Raw genomic sequence first — 18,041 nt, 5'->3', positions numbered from 1 at the left:
CTCAGCCCAGCCCCAGTTCACGACCTGAAAGCCGCCGGTAGAGGAAATACAGCAGCAATGTGCCCACCAGCAGCAGAAAGCCGAGCGCGCTGGCCATACCCCAATTGATGGTCTGGTTGGTGAAATAAGCGACGTAATAGCTGATCATCTGGTCGTCCGCGCCGCCCAGCAGCGCCGGCGTGATGTAGTACCCCACGGCAATGATGAAAACCAGCAGCGTGCCCGCGCCGATTCCGGGATAGGTTTGTGGCACATAGACCCGCCAGAACGCCGAGAAGGGATGGCTGCCCAGCGACACGGCGGCGCGCTGATAAGTGGAAGGCACGGATTGCATCACGCTGTACAGAGGCAGGATCATGAAGGGCAGCAGGATATGCGTCATGGCAATGTAGACGCCCGTGCGGTTGAACAGCAGTTCCACCGGGGTATCGGTGGCGCCCAGCCCCATCAAGGTCTTGTTCACCAGCCCCTGGCGCTGGAGCAAAACGATCCAGGCCGCGATGCGAACCAGTATCGATGTCCAGAATGGAATGAGGATAAAGATCATGACCAGATTGGCCTTGCGCTTGGGCAGGGAGGCGATCCAATAGGCCAGCGGAAAGCCCAGGGCCAGTGTCAGCAGGGTTACGATGGCGCTGATCGCGAAAGTGCGCCGGAATATTTCAAGGAATGCAGACGTTGCGGGCGGTACCCTGGCGATTGAACCATCCGGTTCTTTTTTCAGGTCCAGCGACGCCAACAGATAATAGCTGGAGTAGGACGATTTGTTATTCGCGATCGCCTGCCAGTATTCCGGTTCACCCCAGCGTTTGTCGATATCGAGCATCCTGCCCTTTATTTCATTGCTGCCGAGAGCGTGATCTGTGTCGAAGGGCAGGTGCCGTATGGTTTTGAAGATAAGGCTGCGATAGCCGGCGATCTCGTAATTCAGCCTGCGCGCAAGGCTGCCTGTGCCTGACCGGTCCTTTGCCTGCAGGAGGTCTTCCATCAGCGCCGCATAGCAGTCCGCGCCGGGCGTGCTTTCACCACGCCAGTTTTCGAGCGCGGTCAATGTGCGCGGGAGCTGCTGAATGACTTCGGGATTGTCCACCGCACGGTGCAATAGCATGGAAATGGGAATAATGAAGATCGCCAGCAGAAAAATCGCCAGCGGCGAGATCAGCGCGAAGGCTTTCCATTTCCGTCTTCTGTCCGTTGCCGCCATGGCTCTTTTAGTTGCCAGCACGGCGCTGCTTGTCATTGTTGCGGTCATGATAGTCCCTGGTTGGCTGTCCTTGCTCATGGCAAGGACAGGCCCCGGCCCGGAGATGCGCTGGCCTGTCAACGGGTAGACCAGGCCGAGAAGCGCTGATCCAGCTCTTCGCCGTGATCGGCCCAGAAGTCATAGCTCGAGAGCAGAGCGCTCTTCATGTTTTCCGGCGCGGTAGGCATATCGGCCAGGAGCTTGGGGTCGACCTTCTCGATGGCATGTTTGTTTATGGGGCCATAGGCAATGTGCTGGGCGTAGACGGCCTGCGCAGGCGCCGAAGAGGCGTATTGAATGAATTGCTCCGCCAGCGCTTTATTGGGACTGCCCTTTGGGATGACCCAGTAGTCCAGGTCATAGATACTCTCATTCCAGACGACTTTCATGGCCTGGCCTTCGCGGTTGGCCGCGTCAATTCGTCCGTTGTAGGCCGTGGACATAACGACATCTCCCGCCGCGAGCATCTGCACAGGCTGCGCGCCCGCCTCCCACCACTGGATGCTGGGCTTGAGCTCGTCCAGTTTCTTGAACGCGCGATCCACGCCTTCGGGTGTTGAAAGCACGGTATAGACATCGTTGGGCGCGACGCCGTCCGCCATGAGGGCGAATTCAAGGTTGTAGCGCGCTCCCTTGCGCATGCCGCGCTTGCCCGGAAACTTCTTCACATCCCAGAAATCCGCCCAGCTATTGGGGTTAGCCTTGAGCGCCTTGGTGTTGTAGGCCAGCGCGGTCGACCAGACAAATGCGCCCACGCCACAGTCGTGAATGGCTTCAGGAATGAAGTCGTCCTTGTTGCCGATTTTCGACCAATCCAGCCGTTCATACAGGCCCTCGTCGCAACCGCGCCCGAGGTCGGCCGTTTCCACTTCAACGGCGTCCCAGACGACGTTGTTGGTTTCGACCATGGCTTTGACCTTGGCCTGTTCGCCGTTATAGGCAACGGAGATTATATTGATGCCCAATTCTTTTTGCACCGGTTCGACGAATGCGATTTTCTGCGCATCGCCATTGGCGCCGCCAAAGTTGACGACGGTCAAATCGCGCGCGGCGGCGATATTGCAGCCGGCGATCATCAGCACGGCGGCGAGGCCGCCGCGATAGAGGTTTGCTCGTGTTGTCATGTTTGTCTCCGTGAGTTGCTATTATTGACAAGAACGTCCCTGGAAAGGACTTTAAGGGCGAGGCTGGCGCTCTGGCCCGTGGTCAAGGGCTGAACACCCTGATATGCTGCGGCGCCGCCTGCAGGAATACAGGCGCGCCTCGATCGAGCGAGGAATTGTCTGCGTGGTCGTCGAGCGCCAGCTTGACGAATACCGAGGGCTCGCCGCCCGCCTGGCAGCGCAGGCGGATATGATCGCCAAAATAGACCTTGTCCAGCGTCTTCGCCGGCAATGTGTTGGGCTGCGGCTGCGCCACGATGCGCAGGCGTTCGGGGCGTATTGCCACCACACAGGAAGCCCCTGCCGACAAGCCGTTGATGTTCATCGCGGTAAGTATGACTTGGTCGGCCAGCCGCACGGCGCACTGCCCGGCCTGCACCGATACGACGACGCCGCTGAATTTATTGCAGTCGCCGACGAAGCTCGAAACAAAAGCATTGCATGGCGACTCGTACAGCGTATCCACGCTGGAAACCTGCTGGATGATGCCCTGGTCAAACACGGCGACGCGGTCGGACATGGTCAAGGCTTCGCTTTGATCATGGGTCACATAGACAAAAGTGATGCCCAGCGCGCGGTGCAGGGCTTTCAGTTCAAGCTGCATGTGCTCGCGCAACTGCTTGTCCAGCGCGCCAAGCGGCTCGTCCATGAGCACCAGTTTCGGGTTGAACACCAGTGCCCGCGCCAGGGCGATGCGTTGCTGCTGCCCTCCGGATAGCTGCCTGGGATAGCGCCTGGAAAACGAACCCATTTGCACCATCTCCAGCGCTTTTGCAATGCGTTCCCCGCGCTCCTTGGCAGGCATTTTGCGAACGGACAGGGGATACTCGAGATTCTTCTCTACCGTCAGGTGCGGAAAGAGGGCATAGTTCTGGAAAACCATGCCGATATTGCGCTTGTGCGGAGGCACGCGATTCAGGCTCTGGCCGTCGAGCATGATTTCGCCGCTGGTCGGGAACTCGAAGCCGGCCAGCATCATGAGACAGGTCGTTTTTCCTGAGCCGGAGGGCCCCAGCAAAGACAGAAACTCGCCGTGGCGGATATCCAGATTCAGATCCTTGACGACCAGCGTTTCGCCATCGTAGGACTTTTGCACGTTGCGAAAGCTGACGAGCGGCGTGCTGTCGTCTGCTTCAGAAGGGCTGCTTTGATGCTCCATCTTGGGATGTCCCCCGATATCATTTTCTACACACGTATGGCCGTGGACAGGATATGCAAGCCTTCTGTCAACAAGTCTTCTTCTATTGTGAGCGGGAACAGGAAGCGCACGACATTGGCATGCGTGCCGCAGGTCAGCAGGATCAGCCCCTGTTCCAGTGCTTTCTCCTGGACCTTGCGCGCAAATGCGGGGTTTGGTTCGCCGCTTCCGGCATCCTGGAATTCTACCGCTATCATGGCGCCCAGTCCGCGTATTTCGGCGATCTCCGGGGTGACCTCTTTGAGCGATGCCAGTGTTTCGCGCAGTCGTTCACCGAGCTGCTTGGCCCGCTCGGCCAGGTGCTCGGTTTCGATGATCTCCAGCACAGCCTGCGCGGCCGCCAAAGCCAGAGGGTTGCCGGCATAGGTGCCGCCCAATGCTCCGGGCGGCGGAGCGTCCATGATCCCGGCGCGGCCGCAAACTGCCGATAGCGGCATGCCGCCCGCCAGACTCTTGGCCATGATAATGAGGTCGGGCACGACGCCGGCGTGTTCGATGGCAAACATCTTTCCCGTGCGCGCAAAGCCCGTCTGCACTTCATCGGCGATGAACAAAATGCCGTGGCGATCGCATAATTCCCGCAGCGCATGCAGCAACTCGGGCGGCGCCACATTGAAGCCGCCTTCGCCCTGGACCGGTTCGATGATGATGGCCGCCACACGCTGCGGATCCAGATCGGCCTTGAAGAGATTCTCGATGGCGCGCAGGGAGTCTTGCGTCGAAATGCCATGCAGCGCGGATGGGAAAGGCACATGGTAGACCTCGGCCGGCATGGGGCCGAAGCCCGCCTTGTAGGGCTGAACCTTGCCGGTCAGCGCCATGGCCATGAATGTGCGGCCGTGGAAGGCGCCCGAGAATGCGATAACGCCGCTGCGGCCAGTCGCACAGCGCGCAATCTTGATCGCGTTTTCAACCGCTTCGGCGCCAGTGGTGAAAAAGGCGGTCTTCTTTGCATGGCCGCCTGGCGTGAGCTGATTTATTTTCTCGGCCAGATCGATATACGAGCTATAGGGCGCAACCTGGAAGGCGGTATGCGTGAATTTTTCGAGTTGACGGGAGATGGCGGCGACGACCCGCGGGTGCCTGTGTCCGGTGTTGGTGACCGCAATACCCGCTGCGAAATCGATATAGCGGCGCCCTTCCTGATCCCAAAGCAGCGCGTTCTCCGCGCGATCGGTAAAAAAATCGCACATGATGCTGATGCCCCTGGGTATCGCTTGCGCCTTGCGCTGCTGCCATGTTTGCCTGGCCATTGTCATCCTCTCGTTATCGGTGTGCATGGGATAGCGACCAATATAACCAGGAGTTGGTTTACTATGTAGGCCCATTTCTGAATTTTTAATGGAGCCATTTTGAAACCTATCGCGCTCGCTGACTGGTTGCAACAGTGGCTGAATACAGGCAGTGGCGAACCCGCCTATCGCCAGCTTTATCGTTTGTTGCGGCAGGCCATCCTTGACGGCCGCCTCCCATCGGGCGTGCGGCTGCCATCGTCCCGCGAGCTGGCCCGGGACCTGTCCATAGCGCGCAATACGGTGATTCAGGTCTACGAGCAGCTTGCCATCGAGGGCTATGTCCATGCCGCATCGGGCAAAGGCACTTTTGTCGAGGATACCAGCCAGGATACCGTCGATAGCGCGAGCTCCGCCGCATGGGGCGATCATGCACAGGCAACAGGAGAGTCCAACCGTGGTTTGTCCATGCGCGGCCGCCGTCTGATGGACAGGCTCGGGTTTTCCAGAAGGCAATACGGCGCGTTCATGGCGGGACTGCCCGATGTCGCCGAGTTTCCCGCCAAAGCCTGGCTGCGCATCCAGAACAAACATTGGCGCAGCTCACCCGGCCGCCTGTTATCTTATGCCGCGGCGGGAGGATACCCGCCCTTGCGCCAGGCTATCTCGGCCTATCTGAACAGTTCCCGCTCGGTCAACAGCAAGGCGGAGCAGGTCGTAGTGACCACGGGCATACACCAGGCCCTGGATGTCGCCACGCGGCTGCTCTGCGAAATCGGGGACACTGTGTGGATAGAAGATCCTTCGTATTGGGGCCTGCGCAATCTGTTGATTTCATCGGGCCTCAATGTAGAGCCCATTCCGGTCGACGGCGAGGGGATACGTCCATCGCAGCGCGACCTCAGGCGGCCTCCCCGGCTAATCGTTGTAACGCCATCGCACCAGTACCCCCTCGGCATGGTCATGAGCCTGGCGCGGCGGCGCATGCTGCTGGACTATGCGCGCAAGCATGGCTGCTGGATAGTAGAAGACGACTACGACAGCGATTTTCGCTATGAAAGCCGGCCTTTGCCCAGCCTGCAGGGCCTGGATAGCGCGGGCCAGGTTTTATACGTGGGCAGTTTCAGCAAAACCATGTATCCAGGCCTGCGTATCGGCTATATGGTCGTGCCCGAGCGCATAGCCCCGGCATTTGCATCGGCGGTTGCCGAACTCTATCGCGAAGGGCAGATGATGACGCAGTCCGTCACGGCCGAATTTGTGCGCGAAGGGTATCTCAGCTCCCATGTGCGGCGCGTTCGCAATCTTTATGCCCAAAGGCGCGCGCTGCTGATCGATGCCATTCGCAGCCATTATCAAGACAGCCTGGACATCATTGGCGATGAAGCCGGCTTGCACCTTGTGCTGGCGCTTCCCGATCATGTCGACGATGTCGAAATCTGCCGCCAGGCGTTCGATCGCGGCATCATGGTGCGGCCGCTGAGCGACTATTACCTGATCAAGCCGCGAATGCGCCGCGGCCTGCTTCTGGGATATGCCCAGGTACAGCAGGAACAGATTGGACCCGCATTCAGGATACTGGCCAGCGTGCTCGATGCCCACATCGCTGAAGGCCAGCATCCCGCGCCAGGCGTCAGCGCACCGGCAGGGCGTACATGAGGCCGCCATCCGTCCATTGCGCATTCAGGCCGCGCTGGATTTTCAGCGGGCTGCCCTGCCCCACATTGCGTTCAAAGCTTTCGCCGTAGTTGCCGACCTGCTTGACGATGTTATAAGCCCACTTCTCGTCCACGCCCATGTTCTTGCCCGCGCCGGCGGTCACGCCCAGCAGGCGCAGGATATTGGGATTGGCGCTTTTCAGTTCCTCGTCGACATTCTTCGAAGTGACCCCGAGTTCCTCGGCGCCTATCATGGCGTGCAAAGACCACTTGACGATATTCAGCCACCGGTCGTCGCCCTGGCGCACGAAAGGCCCCAGCGGTTCCTTGGAAATGATCTCGGGCAGCACCACGTAGTCGTCGGGTTTTTCGAGCTTGGAGATGCGGATCGACGCCAGGCCCGAGGCGTCGGTGCTGAAGACATCGCAACGGCCGGAGGCGAAGGCGTTGACCACTTCATTGAACTGCTCGATGACGACAGGCTTGTATTTGACTTTATTGGCGCGCGCCCAGTCGGCCATGGTGTTCTCGTTGGACGTGCCGGTCTGCATGCAGACCGTGGCGCCGTCGAGTTCCTTGGCGCTTTTCACGCCCAGCGACTTCGGCACCAGGAAACCCTGGCCATCATAGAAATTGATGCCGGCGTGCACCGCGCCCAGCGCGGTATCGCGCTGCTGGGTGACCGTGGTGTTGCGCGCCAGCAGATCGATTTCGCCTGATTGCAGGGCCGTAAAGCGCTGCTGCGAATTCAGGGGCACCGCCTTGAACTTGGAGGCATCGCCCAGCACGGCGGCGGCCACGGCGCGGCACATGTCGACATCCAGGCCTTGCCATGCGCCCTTGGAGTCGGGCGCCGAGAAACCGGCAAAGCCCGTCGTGACGCCGCACTGCACGAAGCCGCGCTTCTTGACGATATCGAGCGTATCGGCGTGTACGAGCTGCATGCCGGCCAGCATGGCGAAGGCGCCGACGGCGTACTTGAATTTGCGCATAACATTCCTCTTGCGGTAATTATTCGTGGTCACTTTTTTGGCATGTTACTGCAATCGGTGAGCGCAAAAAACAAATAAGCTTATTCGTAGCTGCGAATATCGTCGATCACCTTCCCATCATTGGGCAGGCTGCCCGGCTCGACTGCCTCGATGTCGGCGCGCAGCTTGGTCAATTCGCGCACCGAGGCGGCGATACCGAGCAGCAGGTCCGCCGCCGGGTCGGCCACTTCGGCCTTGAGCACCATGACGTCGCTGCCCACCTTGCCGCTGACCACCAGCCTGGCCTTGCCCACTTCGGGATGCCGTTTTACTACCTGGGCGATCTGGCCGGGATGCACGAACATGCCGCGCACCTTGGTGGTCTGGTCCGCGCGCCCCATCCAGCCCCTGATGCGCAAATTGGTGCGGCCGCAAGGCGACACGCCCGGCAAAATGGCCGACAGGTCGCCCGTGCCGAAGCGCAGCAGCGGGTAGTCGGGATTGAGCGTCGTCACCACGACTTCGCCCACCTCGCCTTGCGGCAGCGCCTGGCTGCCGCCCGGCCGCACGATCTCCAGAATGATGTCCTCGTTGAGCACCAGGCCCTCGCGGGCCGGTGTCTCGTAGGCGATCATGCCCAGGTCGGCGCTGCCATAGGCCTGGTAGCCGGCGATGCCGCGCCCGGCAAACCACTTGCACAATGACGGCGGGAAGGCCTCCCCGGAAAACAGCGCGCGCGTGAGCGAGGGCAGCTTCACGCCCATTTCGTCGGCCTTTTCCAGGATGATCTTCAGGAAGCTGGGCGTGCCGGTGTAGCCGGCCGGCGCCAGGTCGGCGATGGCCTGCACCTGCTGCTCGGTCTGGCCCACGCCGCCTGGAAACACGGTGCAGCCCAGAGCGTGCGCCGCCGTTTCCATCATCGAGCCGGCCGGCGTGAAGTGGTAGGAGAAACAGTTGTAGACCAGTTCGCCGGAACGAAAGCCCGCGGCGTAGAGCGCGCGCGCGAAGCCCCAATAATCGGGGCGCTTGCTTTCCGGCTCGTAGATGGGCCCGGGCGAAGCGAAGACCCGCGCCGCCTCGCCCCAGCCTATGGCGGAGTAGCCGCCGAATATCCGGCTGACCGCCGGCAGATCCTGGCCGGTCCGGCCCTGCCGCATGGCAAGCTGGGCCTGCAGCAGTTCGCTTTTCCTGACGACCGGAATGCGCTCCAGATCGGATCGCCCGCGGATGCCGTCCGGATCCAGCCCCTGCAACTGCGCGGCGATGGCCGGCGCGCGTTCGCGCGCGCTTTTCAGGGCCGCCGGCAGCCTTCCCAGCAAAGCTTGCTCTCGCTCGGGCGCGGACGCCCGCTCGCGTTCCTCGAAATATGTGGTCATGGTGGGTTTTGCCTCTAGGCCAGCCAGCGTTTGCGCCGCCGGTAGAATTTGTTGTCGCGGAAGCTCTTTCTTTCGCCGCTCGATACGCCCAGATAAAATTCCTTGACGTCCTCGTTCTCGGCCAGGGCCTGCGCCGCGCCGTCCATCATGACGCGCCCGTTTTCCAGGATATAGCCGTAATCGGCATAGCGCAGGGCGATATTGGTATTCTGTTCGGCCAGCAGGAAGCTGACGCCTTCGCGCTGGTTCAGGTCGCGCACGATCTCGAAGATTTCCTCCACGATTTGCGGCGCCAGGCCCATGGAAGGCTCATCGAGCAAAATCATATTGGGGTTGGCCATCAAGGCCCGGCCGATGGCCGTCATCTGCTGCTCGCCGCCCGAGGTGTATCCCGCCTGGCTGCCGCGGCGCTGCTTGAGCCGCGGAAAGTACTGATACACCTTGTCGAGCGACGCGTTCAATTCGCCGCGCTTGATATTGCGGGTATAGGCGCCCGTCATCAGGTTTTCTTCTATCGTCAGGTGGGCGAAGCAATGGCGCCCTTCCATGACCTGCACCACGCCCCGCTTGACCAGGTCCGCGGGGGTAAGCCGCTCGATGCGTTCGCCGCGATAGTCGATATGGCCTTTGGTGACATCGCCGCGCTCCGCTTTGAGCAGGTTGGAGACGGCGCGCAAGGTGGTCGTCTTGCCGGCTCCGTTGGCGCCCAGCAGCGCCACGATCTTGCCTTCGGGCACGCACAGCGACACGCCCTTGAGCACCAGGATAACGTGGTTGTATATGACCTCGATCCCGTTCACATTCAGAAGAATCTTGGGGGCTTGGGCCTCGGCACTGGCATTCATAAATTTTCCCTGCAATCGGTTGGCTCCGGCCGCTGTCCCGCGACAGCGGCCGCAAGCGCTACCCTGTTACGAACCTTCGCAGGTACGAGGGGTGATTTTCTTCTCGCTGGCGTATTTGGCCGCCAGGTCCTTGACCAGAGGGTCCACATACTTCTTGTCGGACTGATACCAATCGGAAACGATATCGAATTTGGCGCCGTTCCACTGGATGATGCGCGCCCAGTCGTCGCCCATGTGGTTGCTGCACGACGTCTTGACGGGGCGCATCAGCTCGGCGAAGCCCAGTTCTTCCAGGCGCTCCTTGGTGAGGTTGAGGTTCTCGAAGCCCCACTGGACTTGCTCGCGCGTCATGTGCTTGCCCTTGCCATATTTTTCCTGGGCCGCGCGTATGGCCTCGACCTGCAGCATGGAAATCATCATGCCGCGCGTATGGGCGATGGTGCCTACGTATTTGCCATTGGTGTCGGTGCCCTGGCCCTTGTCGTAGACGTATTTCTTGAGCTCGTCGTGCACTTTGCCATGGTCGGCGCTATTGTGGATGGTGATGCCGTTATAGCCCTTGGCCACCTGGCCCAGGTCCTGGACGTCATTCTCGGAGCTCGCCCACCATATGCCATACATCTTGTCGCGCGGATAGCCGACCGCCTGGGCTTCGCGGATGGCGGTCGGCGTCATGATGCCGGCGCTCCACAGCAGCAGGAAGTCGGGCTTGTTCTGGCGAATCTGCAGCCAGGTCGATTTTTGCTGGACGCCAGGGGCGGTGACGGGATACAGCAGCAGTTCGAAGCCATTGGCCTTGGCGCGCTCCTGCAGCAGGGCGATGGGCTCTTTTCCGTAAGGCGAGTCATGATAGACTAGGGCAATCTTCTTGCCCTTGAGCTTGTCTTCGCCGCCCAGCTTCTTGGCGATGTCCTGGATCATGACATCGGCCGCCGTCCAGTAGGTTCCCAGCAGCGGAAAATTCCATTTGAACACCGCGCCATTGGCGGCTTGAGACAAGCCATAGCCCACGGTTTCAATCGACACGCCGTCGACGATCGCCTTGTCGGTCACGGCGAAAGTAATGCCGGTGGACTGCGTGTCGAAGCCCGATGCGCCGCCGCTCTTGTCCTTCAGGCGCTCGTAGCACTCCACGCCGCGGTCCGTGGCGTAGGCGGTTTCGCACTCTTCATAGACTATCTTCACGCCGTTGATGCCGCCATCGCGTTCATTGACCAGCTTGAGGTAATCCATCTTGCCGTCGGCCCATGGAATGCCCAGCGGCGCGAACGAACCGGTGCGATACGCCAGCAACGGTATGAATTGCTCTTCGGCCGCGGCGGCCGGCAAGGATGCCGCGGCCAGAGTGCCGGCCACGGCAATCATGGCTGCGGCCAATTTAAAGGAACGTTTCATCTCCAAGTCCTCCTGATGGTGTCTGTCTGCACCGTTTGTGATTCGGCATGGCCCGAATAGGCCAGCCGAGCTTACTGATTTGTCCGATAAAAACTTTGTTCGGTAAAACTTTGTCCGATAAGACCGGGCTAATGCGGGAATGGCCAGATGCGCAGCTTTTCCTTGCCTATGCTCCACAGGCGCGCCAGGCCGTGCGGCTCGACGATCAGGAAAAACACGATGAGCGCGCCAAACACCATGTGTTCGATATGCGACGCCGTATCGACCGCCAGCGGCAGGCCGAGCATGTGCGGAACATTGGTGAGCAGCACCGGCACCAGCACCATGAAGGCTGCGCCGAAGAAGCTGCCGACGATCGAGCCCAGGCCGCCGATAATGACAATGAAGAGCAACTGCAGCGAGCGTGTCAGGTCGAACGCCAGCGGCTCCCAGGAACCCAGGTGGACGTAGGCCCACAAGGCGCCGGCCACGCCGATAATGAATGAGCTGACGGCGAAGGCGGTCAGCTTGGCATAGACCGGCCGGATGCCGATCACCGACGCGGCCACGTCCATGTCGCGTATCGCCATCCATTGCCGCCCGATGGCGCCGCGCACCAGGTTCTTGGCCAGCAGGGCGAACACCGCGACGAAAATCAATACGAACAGGTAGCGCTGGACCGGCGTCTGCACCGGCAGCCCGAAGGCTTCGAGGGCCGGCACCGACACATTGCCCGACGATGAATAATTGGTGAAATAGGGGATGCGCAGGAAGGCCCAGTCGACGAAGAACTGCGCCGCCAGCGTGGTGACCGCCAGGTACAGGCCGCGGATGCGCAGGCTGGGAACGCCGAACACGACCCCGACCAGCGTGGCGAAGACGCCCCCCAGAAGAATCTGCACAACCAGGGGGGTGGCCGGCATGCGCACGCCGAAATTCCAGGCGGCGTAAGCGCCCACCGCCATGAAGGCGCCCGAGCCTATGGAAATCTGGCCGCAGTAGCCCACCAATATATTCAGGCCTATGGCGGCCAGAGACAGGATCAGGAAGGGTATGAGGATGGCCTGCAGGAAATAATTCGACGCGAGCAGCGGGGTCAGCACGAAGGCGACAAGCAGCACGCCCAGGATGAAGATGCGGTCCTGGCGTATCGGGAAGATCTGCTGATCCGCCCGGTAAGTGCTTTTGAACTGGCCGTTTTCACGATAAAACATAGTGGATACCCGATCTTCTTTTCGTTAACGCTCAAACGCGGTCGATGATTTTTTCACCGAACAAACCTTGCGGACGGAACAGCAGGAACACCAGCGCCAGCACGTAGGCAAACCAGATTTCTATCCCGCCGCCGACAAACGGCCCCAGATAGACCTCCGAGATTTTCTCGCCCACGCCTATGATCAGGCCGCCTATGATCGCCCCGGGCACCGAGGTCAGGCCGCCCAGGATGACCACAGGCAGGGCGCGCAGGGCCGCGGTGGACAGCGTGAACTGGACGCCGAACTTGGACCCCCAGATGACGCCGGCGACCAGCGCCACCACGCCCGCCACCGTCCACACCACCACCCAGATGCGGTTCAGCGGAATGCCTATGGACTGCGCCGCCTGGTGGTCGTCGGCCACGGCCCGCAAGGCGCGCCCCACCGAGGTGTACTGGAAGAAGACGGCCAGCACGGCGACCAGCAATGCCGACACGCCGGCCGCGGTGAGGTCCTCGAGGCTGATCAGCACGCCGCCTTCGAATATCGTGTCGAGAATGAAGACCGGGTCTTTGGGCATGCCGACATCTATCGAATAAACGTTGCTGCCGAAGATGATCTGGCCCATGCCGTCGAGGAAGTAGCTAATGCCTATGGTGGCCATGAGCAGCGTGGTGCCTTCCTGGTTGACCAGGTAGCGCAGCACCCAGCGCTCGATGACGATGGCGATCAGCCACATGAACAGGCCGCTGATGATGAAGGCCAGTATATTGGCGAGAATCAGGCTGTCCATCCCCAGCCATTGGGGTATCCATTCGGAGAAGCGGGCCATCGACAAGGCGGCGATCAGCACCATGGCGCCCTGGGCGAAGTTGAATACGCCCGAGGCTTTGAAAATCAGGACGAAACCCAGCGCCACCAGCGAATACAGCATGCCCGTCATCAGGCCGCCGAACAGGGTTTCCAGGAAAAATGCCATTTCTGTCTTCCTTGTTTAATGGCTGGCGCCAAGATAGGCGCGTATCACTTCAGGGTTCTGGCGGACTTCATCGGGCATGCCGTCGCCGATTTTCTTGCCGTAATCCAGCACCACAACCCGGTCGGAAATATCCATCACGACGCCCATATCGTGCTCGATCAGCACGATGGTGGTGCCGTATTCCTCGTTGACATCCAGGATGAAGCGGCTCATGTCCTGCTTCTCCTCGATGTTCATGCCCGCCATGGGTTCGTCCAGCAGCAGAATGCGCGGTTCCATGGCCAGGGCGCGGCCCAGGTCCACGCGCTTTTGCAGGCCGTAGGGCAGGCGCCCCACCGGCGTCTTGCGGTAGGCCTGGATTTCCAGGAAATCGATCAGGTTTTCCACGAATTCGCGATTGGCGATTTCCTCGCGTTCCGCCGAGCCCAGACGAAAGGCCTGGGCGAGGATGCCGCTGGTCATGCGCAGATTGCGGCCTGTCATGATGTTGTCCAGCACGCTCATGCCCTTGAACAGGGCCAGGTTCTGGAAAGTGCGCGCTATCCCCATTTCGGCGGCGCGCCGGGAGTTCATTCTGGAAAACTTGACGCCGGCCAGGGTGATCTCTCCCTGTTGCGGTGTATAGACGCCGTTGATCACATTGAGCATGGAGCTTTTGCCGGCGCCGTTCGGCCCGATGATGGCCCGGATCTCGTGCTCCCGCACATCGAAAGAGATATCGGTCAAGGCCTTTACGCCGCCAAAGGCGAGCGAAATATTTTGCAAATCAAGAATCGTTGCGCCGATTCGTTGCTCGCGAGCAGCTTGAGTCATTACGCAGCCTTCTTCGTGTTGCCGGGGAATACTTTTGCATCGGCAAGCTTCAGGTCCGCCGAGATCGTGCCCTTGCGGCCGTCCTCGAACTTCACCTCGGTTTCGATGAATTGCCTGGCTTTGCCTTGGAACAGCGCCTCGACCAGGATGTCGTACTTCTGGGCGATGAAAGCCCGCCGGACTTTGCGCGTGCGGGTCAGTTCGTCGTCGTCGGGGTCGAGTTCCTTGTGCAGGACCAGGAAGCGCGACACTTGCGAACCGCACAGTTTGGGGTCGCTGGCCAGATCGGCATTCACTTCTTCGACGCACTTGCGGATCAGCTCGTAGACCTCGGGCTTCTGCGCCAGGTCGGTATATCCGGCATAGGGCAGGCCCTGGCGCTCCGCCCAGTTGCCCACGGCTTCCAGGTCGATATTGATGAATGCGCAAACCTGGGTCTTGCCGGCGCCGAAGGCCACCACTTCCTTGATGTACTGAAAGAACTTGAGCTTGTTTTCAATGTATTTGGGCGCGAACAGGCTGCCATCGGCAAGCTTGCCGACATCCTTGGCGCGGTCGATGATCTTCAGCTGGCCATCGGCATCCAGGTAGCCGGCGTCGCCCGTGTGATACCAGCCGTCGGCGGTATAGGATTCGGCGGTGGCTTCGGGGTTGCGATAGTATTCCTTGAAGAGGCCCGGGCTCTTGACCTGGATTTCGCCGTTTTCGGCGACCCGGATCTCGACCCCTTTTACCGGGGGGCCGACCGTGTCGGCGCGCACATGCCCGTCGGCCTGTACGCATACGAATACCGAAGTTTCGGTGGAGCCATAGAGCTGCTTCAGATTGATGCCGATGGATCGGTAGAACACGAACAGGTCGGGCCCTATGGCCTCCCCGGCGGTATAGGCCACCCGGACGCGGCTCATGCCCAGGGCATTGCGCAGGGGTCCATACATGACCATATTGCCGATGCCGTACTTGAAGCGGTCCCAGGCGCCGACGGCGGGGTCTTTGTCGAGTATGCGCACGCCCACGCGGCGCGCCAGGCCCATGAAGGAATGAAACAGCTTGCGCTTGAGGGCGCTGGCGTCTTCCATGCGTATCATCACATGGGTCAGCAGGCCTTCGAGCACGCGCGGCGGCGCGAAATAATAGGTCGGGCCGATATCGTGCATGTCTATGGACACGGTGCTGGGCGACTCGGGGTGGTTGACGGTGAAGCCCGTGACCAGGAACTGGGTATACGAAAACATGTTCTGCCCTATCCAGGCCGGCGGCAGGTATGCCAGCACTTCTTCCCGGTCGGTCAGGTTTTCGAGTTCCTGGATGGCCAGGCCGCGGTCGATCAGGGCGTGGTGCGTGAGCACCACGCCCTTGGGCTTGCCCGTGGTGCCCGAGGTATAGAACATGGCGGCGGTGTCGCCGGGCTTGACGGCCGCAATGGCGTCGTCGACATAGGCGGGATGGCGCGCGGCATGCTCGCGGCCGCGCTCCAGCAGGCGATCGAATGCCAGCAGGTTTTCCTTGGTGTAATTGCGCAAGCCGCGCGGATCGTCGTAGACCAGATAGCGCAATGCCGGGCAGTCCTCGGCGATTTCCAGCATTTTGTCGACCTGTTCCTGGTCTTCGACTATCGCCACGCGGATCTCCGCATCCTGGAATACATAGAGCATTTCGGCCGCGATGGCGTCCTGGTACAGGGGCACCGGTATGGCTCCGATGCACTGCGCCGCCATCATGGACAGGTACAGGCGCGGCCGATTCTCGCCTACAATTGCGATGTGCTGGCCTGCCTGCACGCCCAATGCGGCCAGCCCGCTGGCCAGCTCGTGCATTTGGCGGGCAAGCTGGCTCCAGGTGCTGGTTTGCCAGATGCCCAGATCTTTCTCGCGCATTGCCGGGCGCTCGCCGCGCACTCGCGCATGGTGCAGCACCAGAGCGGGAAACGTGTCCGGTTCCGCGGGTATCCTTTGCGTAGGCAGATTTTGCGCCACGGTGTCTCCTTCAGCCAGTATCATGTCCCCTTTCGCAGGGGGGCTTATGGTTATATTTGTATCTAGCGGTTATTCAGCCAGGTGTAAAGGTATAGGGTCGCACTCCATTGAACTGTCACGGATATGACATTCCTGCTTTTCCTAGGGTAAATCCTCATGAAAGTGAAAGACTCACTGCAAGAAGCCGCCGCGTGGTTCGCGCTGCTGTCGGCTGACCAGCAGGAGCGAGTACAGCGAGACGTTTCGTTCACCCAGTATCCCGCTGGAGCCATGATAGAGCGCAAAGGCGAAAAAGCCTACGCCTGGCTGGGTGTATTGAGCGGCCTGGTCAAGGTCTCGGTGGGTACTTCCGATGGCAAGCTTGCCTCCCTGACCGGCGTGCCCGCCGGCGGGTGGATAGGCGAAGGCTCTTTGCTCAAGAGCGAACGGCGCAAGTACGATGTGGTGGCCTTGCGCGAATCCACGATTATCCGGCTGCCGGTCGCCACCTTCGACTGGCTGCTGGACATCAGCATTCCCTTCAACCGCTATCTGCTGCACCAACTGAACGAGCGCGTGGCCCAGTTCATCGGCAAGGCGGAATACGATCGCCTGCTGGCGCCCGACGCGCGGGTGGCGCGCTGCCTGGCCGAACTGTTCAACCCTTTGCTATACCCGTGCAAGACCATGCGCCTGGACATTACCCAGGAAGAGATCGGCTATCTTGCCCGCATATCGCGGCAGCGCACCAACCAGGCCTTGCGCACGCTGGAGGCGGCGCAATTGCTGAAGGTCGAGTACGGGGCCGTGCAGGTCCTGAACCTGGACGGCCTCAAGCACTATGGCCTGTAGCTCAGATCAGTCCAGCTTTATGCCGGCGGCCTTGATCACGCCGCCCCATTCCTCGCGCTGCTTGTCGGCATAGGCTTTGAACGCGGAGGCCGACATGGGCATGGGCTCGACTCCCATGCCTGTTATCCTGGCCTGGACATCCTCCGACTTGAGCGCGGCCTGCAGGTCGGCGTTCAGCCTGTCCACGGCGTCCTCGGGCATGCCGGCCGGCCCGACCAGGCCCTGCCAGGCATAGGCGTTGAAATCCTTGACGCCGGCTTCGGCCATAGTGGGAACATCGGGCAGCAAGGCCAGGCGCTCGGGGGTGGCGACCGCCAGCACGCGCAGTTTGCCGGCCTTGATATTGGACAGCGCGGCGGCGGAGTCGACGAAGCCGGCGCTGACTTGCCCGCCGATCAGGTCCTGGATGGCTGGCGCCGCGCCTTTGTAGGGTACGTGCGCGATGTCGGCGCCGGCGCGCTGCTTGAACATTTCGAGGGCGAGGTGGTGCGGGGAACCGGCGCCGGCTGACGATGCGGTCAGTTTGCCGGGGTCTTTGCGCGCCGCGGCGATCAGGTCTTGCACTGTCTTGTAAGGGGAGTCCTGGTTGACCGCGAGCATGAGGGGGAAGCGCGCCAGGCCGCCGATGTAGGTGAATTTCAGAGGGTCGTACTGGAGGGTGGAATAGAGCCAGGGGTTGAAGGCCAGGGTGCCGGAGTCGGCTGTGCCGAAGACATAGCCGTCCGGCTTGGCGTTCTGTATGTAGCTGGCGCCGATGATGGTTCCGGCGCCGGGCTTGTTTTCGACGACTACGGTCTGGCCCAGGGCCTTTTCCAGGCTGGTGGCGACAAGGCGGGCGATCACGTCCGATCCGCCGCCGGCGGGATAAGGAACCACCCATTGAACGGAGCGTTCGGGCCAGGCGGCGTGGGCAAGGCCGGCGACGCCGGTTGCGGACAGGATCAGCATTGCCCTTAATAGTTTAAGCATAAATGTTATCTCCGTAGAATATCGAGGCATATATTTATTGCCTGATTATGCTACGGGTGGAGCGTTTTTGAAATAAGGATAATGGCGATCTGAGGCCGAATTGTTCTTAACACGCCGCTATCGCGCCTCGGCGGATTGTTTTATTTATTAACATGCCGCTGTCGTGCATTGGCGAGTGTTTTTGTGTTTGACACGCTACTGTCGTGCCTCGACAGAT

General features: G+C 60.7%; 15 protein-coding genes. 2 read left to right on the top strand and 13 right to left on the bottom strand.

The features are described 5' to 3' along the window. Position 1 precedes the first annotated feature (1 nt). The 4 genes from BUB23_RS07060 to gabT all read right to left on the bottom strand — a co-directional run bounded on the left by BUB23_RS07060 (position 2) and on the right by gabT (position 4,857). Positions 2-1,255, bottom strand: coding sequence for an ABC transporter permease (locus tag BUB23_RS07060; protein ID WP_425439529.1), 1,254 nt, complete (start codon positions 1,253-1,255; stop codon positions 2-4). A 65-nt stretch (positions 1,256-1,320) separates the two neighbouring features. Continuing rightward, a complete protein-coding gene (locus BUB23_RS07055) occupies positions 1,321-2,367 on the bottom strand; it encodes an ABC transporter substrate-binding protein (RefSeq protein ID WP_084135852.1) in 1,047 nt (348 codons plus the stop codon). 82 nt (positions 2,368-2,449) lie between these two features. Then, positions 2,450-3,565, bottom strand: coding sequence for an ABC transporter ATP-binding protein (locus BUB23_RS07050; RefSeq protein WP_073102395.1), 1,116 nt, complete (start codon positions 3,563-3,565; stop codon positions 2,450-2,452). 26 nt (positions 3,566-3,591) lie between these two features. Then, positions 3,592-4,857: a 4-aminobutyrate--2-oxoglutarate transaminase gene (gabT, locus tag BUB23_RS07045; RefSeq protein ID WP_073102394.1), complete on the bottom strand. Its 1,266-nt coding sequence runs from the start codon at positions 4,855-4,857 to the stop codon at positions 3,592-3,594. Between the two features lie 99 nt (positions 4,858-4,956). On the opposite strand from gabT, the gene pdxR reads away from it, so the two are divergent. Further along, positions 4,957-6,495: a MocR-like pyridoxine biosynthesis transcription factor PdxR gene (gene pdxR, locus BUB23_RS07040; RefSeq protein ID WP_073102393.1), complete on the top strand. Its 1,539-nt coding sequence runs from the start codon at positions 4,957-4,959 to the stop codon at positions 6,493-6,495. Here pdxR and BUB23_RS07035 read toward each other — a convergent pair. From BUB23_RS07035 to BUB23_RS07000, 8 genes are all read right to left on the bottom strand, one after another. Then, positions 6,470-7,486 (bottom strand): amino acid ABC transporter substrate-binding protein, encoded by a 1,017-nt coding sequence (locus tag BUB23_RS07035; RefSeq protein ID WP_073102392.1) that lies wholly within the window; start codon positions 7,484-7,486, stop codon positions 6,470-6,472. The two genes, pdxR and BUB23_RS07035, sit on opposite strands and share 26 nt — an antisense overlap. Positions 7,487-7,566: 80 nt before the next feature. Next, on the bottom strand, positions 7,567-8,841 hold the full coding sequence (locus BUB23_RS07030; protein WP_073102391.1) for a phenylacetate--CoA ligase family protein: 1,275 nt from the start codon (positions 8,839-8,841) through the stop codon (positions 7,567-7,569). A gap of 14 nt (positions 8,842-8,855) precedes the next feature. Then, positions 8,856-9,686, bottom strand: a complete 831-nt coding sequence (locus BUB23_RS07025; RefSeq protein ID WP_073102390.1) for an ABC transporter ATP-binding protein — start codon at positions 9,684-9,686, stop codon at positions 8,856-8,858. Between the two features lie 66 nt (positions 9,687-9,752). After that, positions 9,753-11,081 carry an ABC transporter substrate-binding protein gene (locus tag BUB23_RS07020; RefSeq protein WP_073102389.1) on the bottom strand — a complete coding sequence of 443 codons (1,329 nt, stop codon included), beginning with the start codon at positions 11,079-11,081 and terminating at the stop codon, positions 9,753-9,755. A 128-nt stretch (positions 11,082-11,209) separates the two neighbouring features. Then, on the bottom strand, positions 11,210-12,274 hold the full coding sequence (locus tag BUB23_RS07015; RefSeq protein ID WP_073102388.1) for a branched-chain amino acid ABC transporter permease: 1,065 nt from the start codon (positions 12,272-12,274) through the stop codon (positions 11,210-11,212). 31 nt (positions 12,275-12,305) lie between these two features. Next, positions 12,306-13,235, bottom strand: a complete 930-nt coding sequence (locus BUB23_RS07010) for a branched-chain amino acid ABC transporter permease (protein WP_073102387.1) — start codon at positions 13,233-13,235, stop codon at positions 12,306-12,308. A 15-nt stretch (positions 13,236-13,250) separates the two neighbouring features. After that, on the bottom strand, positions 13,251-14,048 hold the full coding sequence (locus tag BUB23_RS07005; protein WP_073102386.1) for an ABC transporter ATP-binding protein: 798 nt from the start codon (positions 14,046-14,048) through the stop codon (positions 13,251-13,253). Then, positions 14,048-16,048: an AMP-dependent synthetase/ligase gene (locus tag BUB23_RS07000; protein WP_425439528.1), complete on the bottom strand. Its 2,001-nt coding sequence runs from the start codon at positions 16,046-16,048 to the stop codon at positions 14,048-14,050. Before BUB23_RS07000 ends, BUB23_RS07005 begins: the two co-directional genes overlap by 1 nt. Positions 16,049-16,180: 132 nt before the next feature. Between BUB23_RS07000 and BUB23_RS06995 the strand changes: the two genes are divergently transcribed. Next, positions 16,181-16,855 carry a Crp/Fnr family transcriptional regulator gene (locus BUB23_RS06995; RefSeq protein WP_073102385.1) on the top strand — a complete coding sequence of 225 codons (675 nt, stop codon included), beginning with the start codon at positions 16,181-16,183 and terminating at the stop codon, positions 16,853-16,855. 6 nt (positions 16,856-16,861) lie between these two features. Here BUB23_RS06995 and BUB23_RS06990 read toward each other — a convergent pair whose 3' ends face one another. Continuing rightward, entirely contained in the window at positions 16,862-17,824 is a 963-nt protein-coding gene (locus BUB23_RS06990; protein WP_073102384.1) for a Bug family tripartite tricarboxylate transporter substrate binding protein, read from the bottom strand. Positions 17,825-18,041 lie beyond the last annotated feature (217 nt).

The sequence above is a fragment of the Pollutimonas bauzanensis genome (genome assembly GCF_900129885.1).
Lineage (GTDB): Bacteria > Pseudomonadota > Gammaproteobacteria > Burkholderiales > Burkholderiaceae_B > Pollutimonas > Pollutimonas bauzanensis.
This window is presented reverse-complemented; position numbering and strand designations above follow the sequence as displayed.